The organism is Methanolobus vulcani (genome assembly GCF_900100715.1).
GTDB lineage: Archaea > Halobacteriota > Methanosarcinia > Methanosarcinales > Methanosarcinaceae > Methanolobus > Methanolobus vulcani.
The window spans coordinates 43,394-58,403 of sequence record NZ_FNCA01000013.1; the positions used below are offsets into that span (position 1 = coordinate 43,394).

The following is a 15,010-nucleotide window of genomic DNA, read 5'->3' on the forward strand; positions in this document are numbered from 1 at the left end:
ACAGGGCTGCGATTCTCCAACCAGTTCTCAAATTCCACCGAATTAAATCAGTGCATCATTAGAAATATCAGGATGCAATTTTCCGGATGAGGAAGAAGAGAAGGAATCTTTCAAATCATCTACAGGTTCATCATTGACAATTGAAACGCTGCCATCCAGTTTGAATTTGGACACAACAAGTTGCATTCTTGAAGCAACCTCCGCAAGCTCCTGAGCCGAGTGTGAGAGTTCCTGCATGGAAGCAGTCTGTTCCTGAACTGAAGCAGAGGCCTCTTGAGCACCTGCTGCAGACTGCTCGGAAATTGTAGAAACCTCATTTACAGAGGAATTTACCTCCTCAATAGAAGCGGATTGTTCCTCAGTAGCTTCGGCAATCTCCTGAACCATCTTTACAATAGTGTTTCCAGCTTCAACAACATCACTTATTGCTTTCACAGAATTACCAAGGGACTCTGCACCCTTATGCACCTCTTCAGAACCTCTCTGCATAGAATTCACAGCATTCTTAGTACCACTCTGCATCTGGACAATAAGTTCTGAGATCTGCTTTGCAGCATTACCTGAATCCTCGGCAAGCTTACGCACCTCATCAGCAACAACCGCAAATCCACGACCATGGTCTCCTGCCCTTGCAGCTTCAATAGCAGCATTAAGAGCAAGCAGGTTGGTCTGATCCGCAATGCTTGTAATAAGATTCACGATCTCACCTATCCTGTTTGACTTGACATCAAGATCAGTAATCACACTTGAAGAATCACCCACAGCAGACTTGATACTTTCCATCATATGCATCAGGTCCTCTGACATGTCACCAAGACTCTGTATAAGAGCATTCGAATCAACCGCATTCTTGGAAGCCATCTCCGAATTAATAGCGACTTCCTGAACCATACGACTCATATCGACCATTGCACTGGAAACATCCTGAGCCTTACTAGCTTGGAGCTGCGTACCCATTGAGATCTCATTCACAGTATTGGTGATCTGGTCAGCACTGGATGAGAGCTGCTCAGTAACAGCAGACATTTCCTGAGAAGTGTAAGCTATAGATTCTGCATTCTCAGTTACAAGAGCAACAATATCATTCAAAGAATGCCTGCATTTCTCAACGCCCCCGGTAAGCTCCATGAAATCACCAACGCCATGCACCCTTACTTCTCTTGTCAGGTCATTGGAAGCAATAGACTCCAGAACCTCGCATGAATCTTCAATAATTCCCTGCAGTGTGTCACCAAAACCATCCAGAGTATCACTCAGAACCCTGAAATCACCTTTAGTAGAAATTCTAATCCTAGTATCAAGATCTCCCTGCGAATAAGCAGTAATCACACGGGAAGCCTCATTCACAGGATCAACAACGGTATCCAGACAGTTGTTGAAGCCATCCACGATCTTCAGATAATCACCCTGGTGCCTTGAAGTATCGGCACGGACATCAAGCTGTCCGTTCACTCCTGCCCGGGCCAGCATATCAGCATCCTCAACAAGATTATTGATAGCTTCGATACAGGTATTCAGATTGTTCTTGATGGTATTAAAATCACCACAATAAACATCAGTAATGATCGGAGGTATATCGCCCTTTGAGATCCTGTCAAAGTATTCAGCTGTGACATTCAGAGGACAGATCACAGCTTCAAGAGTATTGTTCACACCTTCCACAATTGTCCCGTAATCACCCTGGTGTCTGGAAACATCGGCACGGACATCAAGCCTGCCTTCAATGGTGGCTGCTGACAGCATATTGACATCACTGATCAGAGCATTGATAGCAGCTATGCACATGTTAAGATTATTTTTGATCTTATTGAAATCGCCACTATAATCATCAGTGATCTCTTGAGGAATGTCACCATGAGCGATACGATCAACATACTCCGCTGCCACATTAAGTGGATCAATGACAGCATCAAGAGTATTGTTCACACCCTCAATGATTACACGATAATCACCGTCGTGCTTTGAAGCATCAGCACGGACATCCAGTTGACCATCGACAGCAGCGGCTGAAAGCATGTTAGAATCAGAAATGAGTGCATTGATAGCATCAATACAGCCATTGAGGTTACTTTTGATCTCATTGAAATCACCGCTATAATCATCAGTAATGTGTGGAGGAATATCACCGTGAGCAATACGGTCAACATACTCAGCAGCGACATTCAAAGGATCTATCACAGCATCAAGGGTATCATTAACACCAGTGATGATAGTGCAATAGTCGCCGTAATGATTTGAAGCATCGGCACGGACATCAAGTTTACCGGCAACTGCGGCCTCAGAGAGCATATTGGCATCAGAAACAAGGGCATTGATAGCATCAATACAGCCATTGAGGTTACTTTTGATCTCATTGAAATCACCACTGTAATCATCAGTAATGTGTGGAGGAATATCACCGTGAGCAATACGGTCAACATACTCTGCCGCCACATTAAGTGGGCTGATCACAGAATCAAGAGTGTCGTTCACACCATCAATAATAGCACGATAATCACCGTTATGTTTTGAAGCGTCGGCACGAACATCAAGTTTACCATCTACAGCCGCTTCTGAAAGCAGATTAGCATCAGAAACAAGCTCATTTATCGCGTCAATACAGCCATTAAGATTATCCTTGATCTCATTGAAATCACCGTTGTAATCATCACTGATATGAGGAGGAATATCTCCATGAGCAATACGATCAATGTATTCTGCTGCCACATTAAGAGGACTGATCACAGCATCAAGGGTATCATTAACACCATTAATGATCGAACGGTAATCACCATCGTGTCTTGAAGCATTGGCACGAACATCAAGTTTACCATCGACAGCAGCGGCTGAAAGCAGGTTGGCATCAGAGACAAGTGCGTTGATAGCATCAATACAGCCATTAAGGTTATTCTTGATCTCGCTGAAATCACCACTATAATCATCAGTGATATGCGAAGGAATGTCACCATGAGAAATACGATCTATATATTCTGCTGCCACATTAAGAGGATTAATTACAGCATCAAGGGTATCATTAACACCATTAATGATCGAACGATAATCACCATTATGCTTTGAAGCGTCGGCACGAACATCAAGTTTTCCTTCAACAGCTGCTGCAGAAAGCAGATTAGCATCCTTGATCAGTGCGTTGATAGCATCAATACAACCATTGAGGTTGTTCTTGATCTCATTGAAGTCACCATAATAAGTTTCAGTTATTCTTGGAGGAACATCACCATGAGCAATACGATCGACATACTCCGCTGCCACATTAAGCGGACCTATAACGGCATCAAGAGTATCATTAACACCAGTGATGATAGCACGATAATCACCATTATGTTTTGAAGCGTCGGCACGAACATCAAGCTTGCCTTCGACTGCAGCTGCAGAAAGCAGATTAGCATCAGAAACAAGGGCAGTTATCGAATCAATACACTGATTCATGTTGTTCTTGATCTCATTAAAATCACCATGATATTCATCAGTAATATGAGGAGGAATATCACCTTTGGAAATACGATCAACATATTCAGCGGCAACGTTCAATGGCATAATAACCGCATCAAGAACCTGGTTAAAACCCCGAGGAATAGCCTCGAAATCAATACCCACATCAGTGTTTGCTCTTCTGTCAAGTTGACCCATCATTGTGGCATTGGCCATATCCTCAAAGTCAGTAACTATCTTCCCGATCCCGCCTGATATCGACCTGCTTAAAAAGAAAGCAGCCAGTGCACCCAGGATGATGAATATAAGAACCGCAACTATCAAACTGTTTTTGATAGCCATGAGCGGACCTTCAAATTCTTCAACATAACTGCTTGAAACTATATACCAGTCATTTGGCTCGTAATAAGTGAAACTGGCTATCTTCTCCCGACCTTCCCAATCATATTCAATAGTTCCTTCTTTGGTGGAAATTATCTCCTTTGCAAAAGCCTGGTCGAAAAGATTTTGCCCTTCCATATTCGGATGCAATATCAGATTCCCTTGAGAGTCCATTACGTATACGTAACCAGTCTCACCTACAACGATCTGAGCCATATGTTCTCTTATAGTATTGATGAAAGGATCTTCCAGCACACCAACATACAGAATTCCTATAATTTTCCCGGAACTGTCCATAATAGGCTCATATGCTGTGAGATACCAGGCATTGACAACCCATGCTTTTCCATAGAAAGTCTCAGCATTGTTGACAACTGTATCGTAGACCGGTTGTGAGACTGTAGTACCTACTGCCCTTTCACCAGCATCATTAATAACATTCGTAGAGATCCTTACTGCTTCTCCATTCTCAACCTGGAACACAGTAGCTGTTCCACCTACCATACTCTTGATGTTATCAACGATCTCATAATTGCCGTTGACAACATAATCTCCTCCTAATACCAATTGCCCGTCTACGATTGACGGATCACCTTTTGCATAGAAAAGAGACCTTGCGACTCCCAGGTCACTATTCACTTTATCCTGGGCAAGCGAGAAAGTAGAGTCCACATAATCTTTTTCAATAAGCATTTGGCCTTCTAAACTGTCTTCCAGTTGAGCCAGCGTTCCTGCTGCTGTTTGCTCATAAGCATAAAAACCAACTATCGTTACCGGCAATATTGTTAAAAGCAACGCTACTGCCATTATTTTCTGACTGATACGTATTTTATGTAAATCCATCTAACCACCCTTTGAGAAAAATATATTTGAAAGTGTTTTACCCAAAGATTGATATTTCATCTGTTGTTTCAATGTAAAACATAGCATGAACCCGATTCTCCTGATTATGGATCTAGAATTGTATTTAAAGATATGAGGAGCTATAGGTGAAAAATGCTAAAGAATGCATTATAACTTATTGCAAATATTCTATTGACAATATCCAACTTGCAGAGATGCAACTCCTGCTGCAAACAGGAATTAAAGCTTAAACTCCTAAACACCATCCAGCACCTTACCTATTTCGCCTATAAATCATGTAACTGTGAGTATACACACTCTTCTAAAAAAAGGAGAGAATAATATATAAATCCATCTAATAAAATATAAATAATACTATACTTAGAAAATAATTATGCAATGACCAAAATAGATTATAGAGTATCTGGAACTGCCTGCTGCCAGCGTCAATGACAATTAAAAAAGACATATCTAAAACCAAACAACCTATATGCTTTTCATCCTGTACTCTTTCATCATACAGGCAAATTTGAGAGCAGGTGAAATAACCTGCCCCATACGAAAAAAGAAATGTAAGAAAATGTTTACTTATTCTACTTTTACAGCAACGAGGGAAAGCCCAAGTTCCTTCTCCAGTTTCTGGATCTCATCAAGATCCTCCTTTGTCAGCTCAGCGTTACTAATGTTGATGCCTGAAAATGCAAGAAGGGTTACACCTGTTTTTTCTTCAAGTTCTGAAATGGCTTTCATCTGCTCGTCCTTAAGTACGGAAAATCCCCATAACATATTTTCTAATCTCCTTTATTATTTCTTGGCCATTTAGGCTTTGCTAGTATGAGAGATAATTGTATTTAGTGTTTCTGATAATGTTTGTAATTATTACTTGAAAGCATACGCATTCAAACAGCAGATAATTATCGCACATAAAATCCAAACATAAAGTTAGTGAAAAAAGCGAAAAGAATAGGATATTTTTAAAATATCCTGCTACCTTTAAACCTTACCTTGGCTTATTCCATATTATAAGAACTGCACAGAACAGTCCGATAACTCCTGATAACAGCTCAAATCCAGGTGCATTGACTGAACTTTCAACATTCGGAACCTCTTCTTCCAAATCTGCATCAACTGTTTCTTCATCTACAGTACTTGCTGTTGGCTCCGTTTTGTCCGGCTGTTCGTCTACCGCTTCTGCTTCACCCATATCAACTACAACAACGTCATCTTCAGTAGTTTCTGTTTGTGTAGTTGTACTTTTGCTTTTTATAGTGCAAGTTTTCCAGAGTGTCATTTTCAAACATGGTGCAGTAGTATCTTCGGTCTTAAGATAAAGCCCACCATGGAGATCTATTTGTTCATCCCCATTCAAAGTTATGTCTTTGTTACTGGCAAGAACAACAGCATCATCGCCGGTATAAAGAACTGTGCCTGTTCCACTGCCTGCATAGTCAACGCAATTCATAAGAGCAGGTACTTCAAATCCTTCAACATCGAAAATACCATAGGTGTCACCACTTTCAATAGTTGTAAGATCACCGCGGAGGAATGCATATTTGAAAATTGCAAAGTCTGTGTCAGTACCCCTGAATATGGATTCAACAGTACAATAGAATACGGGATAATCATCGTTGTCTTTGTAGAGATATGTCCTTTCCATGTTAGTCATATTGGCAGATGAACTGACGACTCCACTGTCGATTTCCACTCCATCTTTCTTAAGATGTACCCAGACTTTTTCCCCATCGACATCTATCTGATCAACACCCAATGTCCATCCATCTGCAAGTTCCCATTCTTCTCCTGACAACATCTGTTTCTTGTCATCGCTTCCAAATTGCACCAGGATCTTAGCGATCTTATCGGGCTTACATCCCTGTGTTGGGTCGGAAGGATCATCAGGCATTACAAAATACTGAGGTCCGAAAAATCCCATTAGATAATAGAACTCAAGGTCAACGTTATCGACTATAAAAGTGCCACCATCATCTGAACCAGCTATTTTTGTCTTCTTCTTCTGTGGTTTGCTTATGTAGTAAAAGTCACCTTCTTTAATAGTATCTCCAAGCTGAATTGTCTCGGAAGAGTTCACACTGTTGTGCAAATAAAGAAGTTCACTTGAAAGACCAGGTTTTATTGGATACCATAATCCGGAAAAACTATTTGCATCCCAGTAGAAATCACCTGCTGCTATTGAAGAATCTGTGTTGTCATATACACTGCTTCGAATAGTGTAAGTTGCATCCTCTGCACTGACCGGCACCATGGATAAGATCATCAGAACCAATAATGCAAGCATAATTTGTACTATTTTTTTCATATCAATATCTCCTGAAAATCGCATAATGCAAACATCATTTTAATTCCAGACCGGGATTATGAAGCATAAACTTCAATAAACTACGGTGTTGTTTATTTTCACGAAGTTGCATTAATTATGATTTTTATAAACTTTTGTAATACTATGATAGGATGACAAACAATGTTATGAGATAAAAACATAACTATTTGATTTAGTATTACTAAATAAACAAATATTAATACTAAACTAGCATTAGATGATTAAAAATTAGAAAAAAGATAATCAAAACATAACTGAAATAAAAGAACGATAATTCAACCAATTATAACACTTAAAATCCCGGCATTCATAACGGAATGCACTGAAAGTTCAGAGTAAGGAGCATTAACCTGACAGGAACAAATCGCAATATTAACAGCACCTACAACGATAATAGATACAACAAGCAGAGAGTTTCAGTCGTTATACCTGTTTAAATAATATAAAGTATCAGAACCGAAAAAACAAATGAAGATGATAAAAAATGACAGATGACATAGATTGGAGTGATGTCTGGATAGAACAAATGAAAAGACATCTGGAAAGCGGGAACAAGAAAGAGTGTGCTTCAATATGGGAAGAAAAAGAAAGTGCTAAAAGGTTTTGGGAGATCTCACTAAGAAACAACCAGCAAAGAGCGCGAGATGTTATCAGTGGCCTGAACCTTACTCCAGAATCCAGGCTTCTTGACATTGGTGCAGGACCAGGAACACTTGCAATTCCAATTTCTGAAAAGGTGAAAGATGTTACTGCCGTGGAACCTTCAAGCGGCATGATAGAAGTCCTGGAAGAAAATATGGCCGCTTATGGCAGAAACAATATCAGCATTATCAAAAAAAGATGGGAAGACATTGATGTTGAAAAAGACCTTGACGGACCATATGACGTAATAATTGCATCATTCTCTTTGGGAATGCCGGATATCCGCAAAGCTATCGAGGATATGCTTGCAGTGGCTTCAGGATACATCTATCTCTATTGGTTTGCAGGAAACACATCATGGGATGAACACTCTATTGAAATATGGCCAAAACTGCACGGTACTGAATATTGCATAACACCGAAATGTGATGTACTCTTCAATGTGCTGTACCAGATGGGAATTCATCCGAATATGGAAACTTTCACAATTGGGAGGACTGAAAACTATGCGACACTTGACGAAGCAGTTGACAACCTATCAGGTCATTTCTCATTGGAAAGTGATGAACAAAAAAAGATACTGGAACAATATCTGGAAAAGACTCTTCAAAAAGAAAATGGGAACTATATTTACGATGCCTGCTCAAAGCGTGTAAAAATATGGTGGAACACTCAGGATAACTGAGCTTATTTATCAGGAGTCAGACTCAGGCATAACTTCACTCATTATCTTTTTTACAACACCTATCACTTTATCGTTTCGAAAAACTTTTATAGTGTAGTCAGCAAAAGATATGTAAAGCCCGGTCCTCTCTTCATAAAGCCCTCGAAGACCTTTTTCCTTAAGGCCTACCACGCCGCGAGTTGCAACATTTGACAGACGGTAAACAATAGTTCCAAAAGGGACATCAAGATAAACAATAACTGAGTGTTCTTTCAGGAACTTCATTGCTTTTTCCGAGTAGACCACACTTCCACCCGTGGCAATGATACAATTATCCCTGAGCTTCATGTTGATGATACTCTGTTCCTCGGCTTTTAGCAAAGCTATGTCCCCTAGGTCATTAACTATATCCTGCAAACCTTTTCCGGAGTCATCGATAACCAATTTATCAGTATCTATAAACTCATAGCCAAGTAAGGAAGCAAGTTTTATTCCCGCAGAACTTTTGCCTGCACCTGGCATGCCGATGAGAGTTATAATCATTTGATCATTCCATTTCCTTTTTTAATAAGAATAAACTAGCAGCTAGCATCAGTTAGTCAGTGATTGTATGGGCGCAGGAATGCGTCCACCTCTGGAAATGAACTGTTCGGAACTGAAATTATGAACCGGCATTACAGGTGCGCTTCCAAGCAGACCGCCGAATTCGATCATGTCACCGACCTTTGTGTCTGGAGCTGGGATTACCCTGACAGCAGTTGTCTTTTTGTTTATCATACCAATGGCCATTTCATCAGCAATGATAGCGGAGATAGTTGAAGACGAAGTATCTCCCGGAACTGCTATCATATCAAGACCTACAGAACACACACTTGTCATAGCTTCCAGTTTATCCAATGACAGGGAACCTCTCTGAACCGCTCTTATCATCCCTTCGTCCTCACTGACCGGAATGAAAGCACCACTCAGGCCACCAACTGATGAAGATGCCATAGCTCCTCCTTTCTTGACAGCATCATTTAAGAGTGCCAGTGCGGCAGTTGTACCGTGAGTCCCGCAACTTTCCAGACCCATAGCTTCAAGAATTGCGGCAACACTATCACCTATGGCAGGAGTTGGAGCAAGAGAAAGATCAAGCACTCCAAACTGGACATTAAGCCGCCGGGCTGCCTCACGTCCCACCATCTCACCCATTCTGGTGATCTTAAAAGCAGTCTTTTTGATGCACTCAGAAATGTCGCCTAATGTAGGGTCTTTAAGGGAACGCACTGCGGAGTTTACGACTCCCGGACCACTTACACCGACATTTATAACGCAATCCGGCTCACCGACTCCATGGAAGGCGCCTGCCATGAATGGATTGTCTTCCGGTGCATTGGCAAATACAACAAGTTTGGCGCAACCAATTCCGGCATTATCCTTTGTCATTTCAGCAGTTTCTTTGATGACCTTGCCCATCAGGGCAACAGCATCCATGTTAATACCTGCTTTAGTGGTTGCCACATTAACAGAAGAACATACTTTATTAGTAGTAGCAAGTGCGCGTGGGATAGAGTTGATAAGATTAAGATCACCGGGAGTCATGCCTTTCTGAACAAGTGCACTGAAACCTCCGATGAAATCAACACCTGCATCCTCAGCTGCCCTGTCAAGGGTCTGGGCTACAGATGTAAGATCAGTAGCATCACAACTCTCTGCAACGATAGCTATTGGTGTTACAGAAATACGTTTATTGATAATAGGAATACCGTAAAGGTTCTGGATTTCATTGGTAGTTTTTACGAGGTCCTTTGCGTAATACATTATCCGGTTATAGACGTTCTCATTGAAAGTATCGATATCAGGATGACTGCAGCCGCGAAGACTGATACCCATGGTGACTGTCCTTATGTCAAGGTTCTCGCTACTCACCATTTTTATTGTTTCAAGGATCTCTTCAGGATGAATAAGCATGGAGCCACCTCAGATCCTGTGCATGAAACGGAAAGCATCTTCGTTCTGTACCTTTACTTCCACACCAAGTGCAGTACCTTTTTCAGACATAGCCTGCTGGAAAGCTGACAGGTCGAAGTTTTCTTCTGTAATCTGTGCCAGCATTATCATGGTGAACAGGTCATCCATGATTGTCTGGCTTATGTCTACTATATTGACGTTGTACTGCGCCATAGTCTGCGTGATGCCCGCAACGATACCAACTTTATCGATACCAATAACAGTAATTATAAAACGACTGGATGACATAGATTTTCCTTCTATAAATGGTTTTTTGAATGTGGTTAAAAATGATTGACTAACTATAAAGTAGCATAATATATGAAATGCTATTTTGACTTTGCCGATGGAAGAACGTTGCCGAATAAAAAATTGAATGTTATTTCAATGAAAAACTATATTTGCCAGTGGCTAAATCTTCTTAAAGGAATATATAAAACAAAATCATTCTGAGCTCTTTGCCGGCTTTGTACAATCAAAAAGCAATCAAACATACATTTGATGGAAAATTTTGAGTTATACAGGCACATTATATTCATTAAAAGAATATATTGTAATAAATATATAATATGATCTGTAAAAGTCAGATAATCCCTAAAAACGCTTTTGAGTAGGTAACAAAGTTTATATACAATTTTCATTATGATTATAATGATGATGGTTTGAACGGCTAAGTTCATCAGATGATTCAAACAATCAGGAGATACAATGGTTAAAATTGTACATGCACAAACGGTACTCACGGAAGATGAACTGGCGGCTTTAAAGAAGAAATGCAATGAGTCGTCAACAAAAGAAGCCTTGAGTATGGCAGTGCAACATTATCTCGAGTGCGAATATACCGACCTCGACGATAAAATGTGGACCAAGAAACTTGAAAAAGTGGTCCAGAAAAAAAAGCAGAAAAAAGTATAGATTTCTGAACAAGAGAGGAACAAATTATGAGCAAAGCAAACCAATTCCTTAAGGGAGAGGATGCAGTATCTCCGGTCATCGGCGTAATCCTGATGGTCGCAATCACTGTCATCCTTGCTGCAGTTATCGCAGCGTTTGTATTCGGCATGGGACCACCAGAACAGGCACCACAGGCAAGTTTAAGAGCAAGTGCGGCAACTCTTAGCGGTGAAAATGTAATAAAACTTGAACACCAGGGCGGAGACGCAGTTACATTAACATCTGCTAAAACTAAGGTTACAGTATCAGGAAATAGTACTACAGAGGGTACAATTACTCTTAACACATCAATGAGTACTGCTGACCAACAGTTTGAAGCAGGCGAAACATTATATGTGTTCTATGACGGTGCTGACTCGCAACTTGACACAACTGCAGTAGCAACAGCGGATGCAGCAGACCCAATTGCAGCATCTGGTGAAAGGCTGAACCTTAAATTAATTGATGTTAACAGCCAGCAGATGATTGCAGATATGGACATTAACTTCTAAGCACAATTTCAATGACGCATTTGCGTCAATTTTCTTTTTTTGTATTGCAAACATTTATAGATAACTATATATACTTTCCAAATCCACTCGTCATTGTAAATTATTATATACAGGACGTGGTATGTTGGACTATGAATTATCATTAAAGAATTCCTGGAATGTTGTAAAAGAAAATATTGTAACTTTTATTGTTGGACTTTTGATAACTGTAATTGGATCGGTTTTGATCGTCACTATAGCACCTCTATTTTATGGATTCACCTCAATGGCCGTAAAGGGTGCAAGAGGAGAAGCAATAGAAATTGGCGATGTATTTGAAGGATTCAAAAAAGACAATATAATCCGAAGCTGGACATTTATGATCATATATCTGATCATTGCAGGAATATTGGGAGAGATTGCATCAATACTCAGCACCATAATAGGCATTTTGTTCATGTTTTCAATGCCATTGCTCGTGATAAAAGGGTCCAGTGGAATTGAAGCAATTGCAGAAAGTATAGAAATTGTGAAAACTGCCCCGGTAGAGAGTATCATTGTTTATGTTATAACAGTGGTTCTCAACGTGATCGGCATAATCCTCCTTGGAATAGGAGTACTTATAACTGCACCTATTAGCACAGTATTTCTGGCCTATGCAACCTTTGAACTGGCAGAGTAATACATACAAAAAATAAGAAGTGGTCTGAATAATTATGCTGTGGAGAAATATTCTACAGCATTAATTCCTTTTTTGGTTAAAATCAAAATAACCCATATATCACATATCTCTAAGCTATTCTTATCAACTTATTTTTATGGATTTATTGTAACGAATAAAATAGATAAATTTATATCAGTTCCAAATTTTATGGATTTTATTAATATTAAGATCATTAAAAGAAAGTAGATATTTATACGGAGAATTACCATGAGCGAAACTAACTTAGGAGTAAGCGAAAATATTGCCGGAGTATTGGCATATCTTTTTGGCTTGGTCTCTGGAATACTTATATTGGTTATTGAAAAAGAAAATACATTTGCACGCTTCCATGCAGCCCAGTCTTCAGTTTTATGTATTGCGACTATTGTTCTATCCATATTTATTATGATAGTTGGATGGATACCAATTATCGGTTGGCTGATCGCATTATTGTCAATATTTGTGTATTTAGCAATATTCGTACTATGGCTTTTCCTTATGTTCAAAGCCTTTTCAGGTGAAATGTACAGATTACCAGTATTAGCAGACTACGCTGATCAGCTGGAAGGAATGTTCTAAAATCGCAATATGCTTTTAATAGAGATATTATCGTTTGAGGCTCAATTAATGACCTCAAACATCTATTTTTTAAAATTTATATCCCATATATCTCTGAGCCTTTCTTAACTTTCTCGATGTCCCTTTCTATTACAGAAAGTCTGTTCTTGTCAACCTTCATACCTGCAAGGCTTTCGATGAACCAGATGGATTTTACATGGTCATCAGGAGTGAGTTTCCAGTCTGGTTTTTCCATATAGAAATCAATACCTTCGGCATAATGAAGAAGCTCCATCCTGACTTTTTCAGTGATCCAGCCAAGTTCTTCATAATAAGACAATATATCAGGAAGGTTGTTGCGACCGACCAGCTCCATCAGAAACTCAAGCCATTCCATACAGAGTTTCATATTGCTGGAATTTTTCACGATGTTTGAAAGATGGACATTCTGCCCAAATCCCTTATAGCTTCTTGCACCAAGCTTTTTCAATTCGCTTTCCATATATTCTGTGAGTGAATCGAGCTTTTCCAGCACAGCAGTGTTCTTCTCCTCTGTTTCCTGCCTGAACTCCTGGAACTCAGAAGATACCTTTCCAAGATTATCAACCATGGATGACATTGAGCGTGAGAATTCTTTTGATGTTGACCTTGATTCTTCCTGCATCTTTTCAATAAGCTCAACTCTTGGTCCAAATGAATCGATCTTAGATGATAGTTCAGCCAGGACCGCAAATTTTGATTCATTTTCCTGTAGTGATTCATGCAACTGAGCAAGAAGAGCTGTATAAGAACCAACAAGTTCAGATATGCTTTCATCTATCTGCGAAAGATCAGTCTTCATTGAAACATTATCAGACTGCAACATTGAAATAGAAGAATCAAACTCAGATATCTTGTTTTCTACCTGTGCGACCTTACCGTCAACAGCATCAAAACGAGAATTACTCTGGGAAAGGATATTTTCACTTGAACTGACAGCAGAAGCTACAGACCCAGTGATCTCTGATATCTTGTTTGAAAAACCTTCAATTTCAGCATGAATAGAAGAGATGTGAAGGTTCATATCACTCAGACTCTCTTTCAGTCCTCCAAGGTCACCTTCCACATCTTCAAACTTTTTATTGGTAGTTGTCCTTATGTCGTTTAACTCTTTAGTGAACACCTTTCTGGAGAGTTCCATACCTGATGTGGAAGAAGTCTTTTCCTGAATACTAACCTCGTCAGGAACAGCTGAGACCTCAAGTGCATTTTCACCTTCAGCTTCAAGTTCTGTTTGTTTCAGAAATGAGTCTTGACCATAATCCTGAATAAATAGCTCATTCGACCCTGGCATATTATCAGAAGAATTAGCTTTTGTAACTGCATCTGTTATCATATCATTAACTGCAAGGCTAGAATTTTCTGCATCTATAGAAGAAATAGATGCATCTGCAGTTAACTCGCCATTTCCAGACAATGCATCAATTGAAGCATTATTACCAAAATCATCCTTATCAAGTAGATATTCCTCTCTCATTTCCAGAATTGGATTTTCAATAGGAGTTACCTGACGTATAGCACTAACTGTCCCATCATCTTCATTTTCCATGAAAGGATTCACATGCACATTGGTATTTTCCGATAATTCAAAGGGATTAGCATCAAATGGTGAAGCATTCGAAGTAATTGCCGGTTTTGATTCTGCATTGTGTCTTACAGATTCGGCAACATCCACTTCCTCCCGCATGTCTTCCATCCTCTCAATAAGACTTTTTCCTTTTGTTAGATTTTTAAGGAAACCTTTTGTGATGCCAGAAATACCTTCCAGATTTTTCTTAAATGAACCCATATCAATTGGTAATTTAACAGGAAGCTTTTGTGAGTGTCTATTATTTTCAAATGAACCTGTATCAGAAGCAACTTGAACACCAAATGGATTTTGAGACTGGAAAGCCTCATGAGTAGATTCAAAGGGATTGGGTTCTACAGGACCACCGGCTGAAGCAAAAGGATTGCCAGAAGGAATTGTATCAGGTGTAGGCTCAAAGGGATTG

The 15,010-nt window shown here is 39.7% G+C and carries 12 protein-coding genes; 5 read left to right on the forward strand and 7 right to left on the reverse strand.

What is annotated here, in order from left to right; all coding sequences use genetic code 11:
- Positions 1 to 42: 42 nt before the first annotated feature.
- From BLP52_RS13760 to BLP52_RS13770, 3 genes are all read right to left on the reverse strand, one after another.
- Positions 43 to 4,656: a Cache 3/Cache 2 fusion domain-containing protein gene (locus BLP52_RS13760; RefSeq protein WP_154717897.1), complete on the reverse strand. Its 4,614-nt coding sequence runs from the start codon at positions 4,654 to 4,656 to the stop codon at positions 43 to 45.
- Positions 4,657 to 5,244: 588 nt separating this feature from the next.
- A complete protein-coding gene (locus tag BLP52_RS13765) occupies positions 5,245 to 5,442 on the reverse strand; it encodes a hypothetical protein (protein WP_091711061.1) in 198 nt (65 codons plus the stop codon).
- Between the two features lie 214 nt (positions 5,443 to 5,656).
- Positions 5,657 to 6,973, reverse strand: a complete 1,317-nt coding sequence (locus BLP52_RS13770) for an S-layer protein domain-containing protein (protein WP_162272996.1) — start codon at positions 6,971 to 6,973, stop codon at positions 5,657 to 5,659.
- 505 nt (positions 6,974 to 7,478) lie between these two features.
- On the opposite strand from BLP52_RS13770, the gene BLP52_RS13775 reads away from it, so the two are divergent.
- Complete coding sequence (locus BLP52_RS13775) at positions 7,479 to 8,321, forward strand: class I SAM-dependent methyltransferase (RefSeq protein ID WP_091711063.1); 843 nt, start codon at positions 7,479 to 7,481, stop codon at positions 8,319 to 8,321.
- 9 nt (positions 8,322 to 8,330) lie between these two features.
- Here the strand turns inward: BLP52_RS13775 and BLP52_RS13780 are convergent, their stop codons facing one another.
- From BLP52_RS13780 to BLP52_RS13790, 3 genes are read right to left on the reverse strand one after another with little or no spacing between them, the layout of a single operon-like run.
- Positions 8,331 to 8,843, reverse strand: a complete 513-nt coding sequence (locus BLP52_RS13780) for a shikimate kinase (RefSeq protein WP_091711064.1) — start codon at positions 8,841 to 8,843, stop codon at positions 8,331 to 8,333.
- Between the two features lie 48 nt (positions 8,844 to 8,891).
- Positions 8,892 to 10,253 (reverse strand): PFL family protein, encoded by a 1,362-nt coding sequence (locus tag BLP52_RS13785; RefSeq protein WP_091711065.1) that lies wholly within the window; start codon positions 10,251 to 10,253, stop codon positions 8,892 to 8,894.
- Positions 10,254 to 10,262: 9 nt separating this feature from the next.
- Positions 10,263 to 10,541, reverse strand: a complete 279-nt coding sequence (locus BLP52_RS13790; protein ID WP_091711066.1) for an ACT domain-containing protein — start codon at positions 10,539 to 10,541, stop codon at positions 10,263 to 10,265.
- Between the two features lie 459 nt (positions 10,542 to 11,000).
- On the opposite strand from BLP52_RS13790, the gene BLP52_RS13795 reads away from it, so the two are divergent.
- The 4 genes from BLP52_RS13795 to BLP52_RS13810 all read left to right on the forward strand — a co-directional run bounded on the left by BLP52_RS13795 (position 11,001) and on the right by BLP52_RS13810 (position 12,998).
- Positions 11,001 to 11,207, forward strand: a complete 207-nt coding sequence (locus BLP52_RS13795) for a DUF5371 family protein (RefSeq protein ID WP_091711067.1) — start codon at positions 11,001 to 11,003, stop codon at positions 11,205 to 11,207.
- A 26-nt stretch (positions 11,208 to 11,233) separates the two neighbouring features.
- The gene (locus BLP52_RS13800) at positions 11,234 to 11,737 is read left to right on the forward strand and encodes a type IV pilin domain-containing protein (protein WP_091711068.1); all 504 of its coding nucleotides are present in this window, start codon (positions 11,234 to 11,236) and stop codon (positions 11,735 to 11,737) included.
- 121 nt (positions 11,738 to 11,858) lie between these two features.
- Positions 11,859 to 12,398 carry a hypothetical protein gene (locus tag BLP52_RS13805; RefSeq protein ID WP_238380850.1) on the forward strand — a complete coding sequence of 180 codons (540 nt, stop codon included), beginning with the start codon at positions 11,859 to 11,861 and terminating at the stop codon, positions 12,396 to 12,398.
- Positions 12,399 to 12,647: 249 nt separating this feature from the next.
- Positions 12,648 to 12,998, forward strand: coding sequence for a DUF4870 domain-containing protein (locus tag BLP52_RS13810; protein WP_091711069.1), 351 nt, complete (start codon positions 12,648 to 12,650; stop codon positions 12,996 to 12,998).
- Positions 12,999 to 13,074: 76 nt separating this feature from the next.
- Here the strand turns inward: BLP52_RS13810 and BLP52_RS13815 are convergent.
- A partial coding sequence (locus BLP52_RS13815) for a FlaD/FlaE family flagellar protein (protein ID WP_091711070.1) occupies positions 13,075 to 15,010 on the reverse strand: 1,936 nt, incomplete at its 5' end.

Bases quoted from the DNA above. Each gene is read 5' to 3' on its own strand.
- BLP52_RS13760 (WP_154717897.1), bottom strand. From the start codon at position 4,656: ATGGATTTACATAAAATACGTATCAGTCAGAAAATAATGGCAGTAGCG.
- BLP52_RS13765 (WP_091711061.1), bottom strand. From the start codon at position 5,442: ATGTTATGGGGATTTTCCGTACTTAAGGACGAGCAGATGAAAGCCATT.
- BLP52_RS13770 (WP_162272996.1), bottom strand. From the start codon at position 6,973: ATGAAAAAAATAGTACAAATTATGCTTGCATTATTGGTTCTGATGATC.
- BLP52_RS13775 (WP_091711063.1), top strand. From the start codon at position 7,479: ATGACAGATGACATAGATTGGAGTGATGTCTGGATAGAACAAATGAAA.
- BLP52_RS13780 (WP_091711064.1), bottom strand. From the start codon at position 8,843: ATGATTATAACTCTCATCGGCATGCCAGGTGCAGGCAAAAGTTCTGCG.
- BLP52_RS13785 (WP_091711065.1), bottom strand. From the start codon at position 10,253: ATGCTTATTCATCCTGAAGAGATCCTTGAAACAATAAAAATGGTGAGT.
- BLP52_RS13790 (WP_091711066.1), bottom strand. From the start codon at position 10,541: ATGTCATCCAGTCGTTTTATAATTACTGTTATTGGTATCGATAAAGTT.
- BLP52_RS13795 (WP_091711067.1), top strand. From the start codon at position 11,001: ATGGTTAAAATTGTACATGCACAAACGGTACTCACGGAAGATGAACTG.
- BLP52_RS13800 (WP_091711068.1), top strand. From the start codon at position 11,234: ATGAGCAAAGCAAACCAATTCCTTAAGGGAGAGGATGCAGTATCTCCG.
- BLP52_RS13805 (WP_238380850.1), top strand. From the start codon at position 11,859: ATGTTGGACTATGAATTATCATTAAAGAATTCCTGGAATGTTGTAAAA.
- BLP52_RS13810 (WP_091711069.1), top strand. From the start codon at position 12,648: ATGAGCGAAACTAACTTAGGAGTAAGCGAAAATATTGCCGGAGTATTG.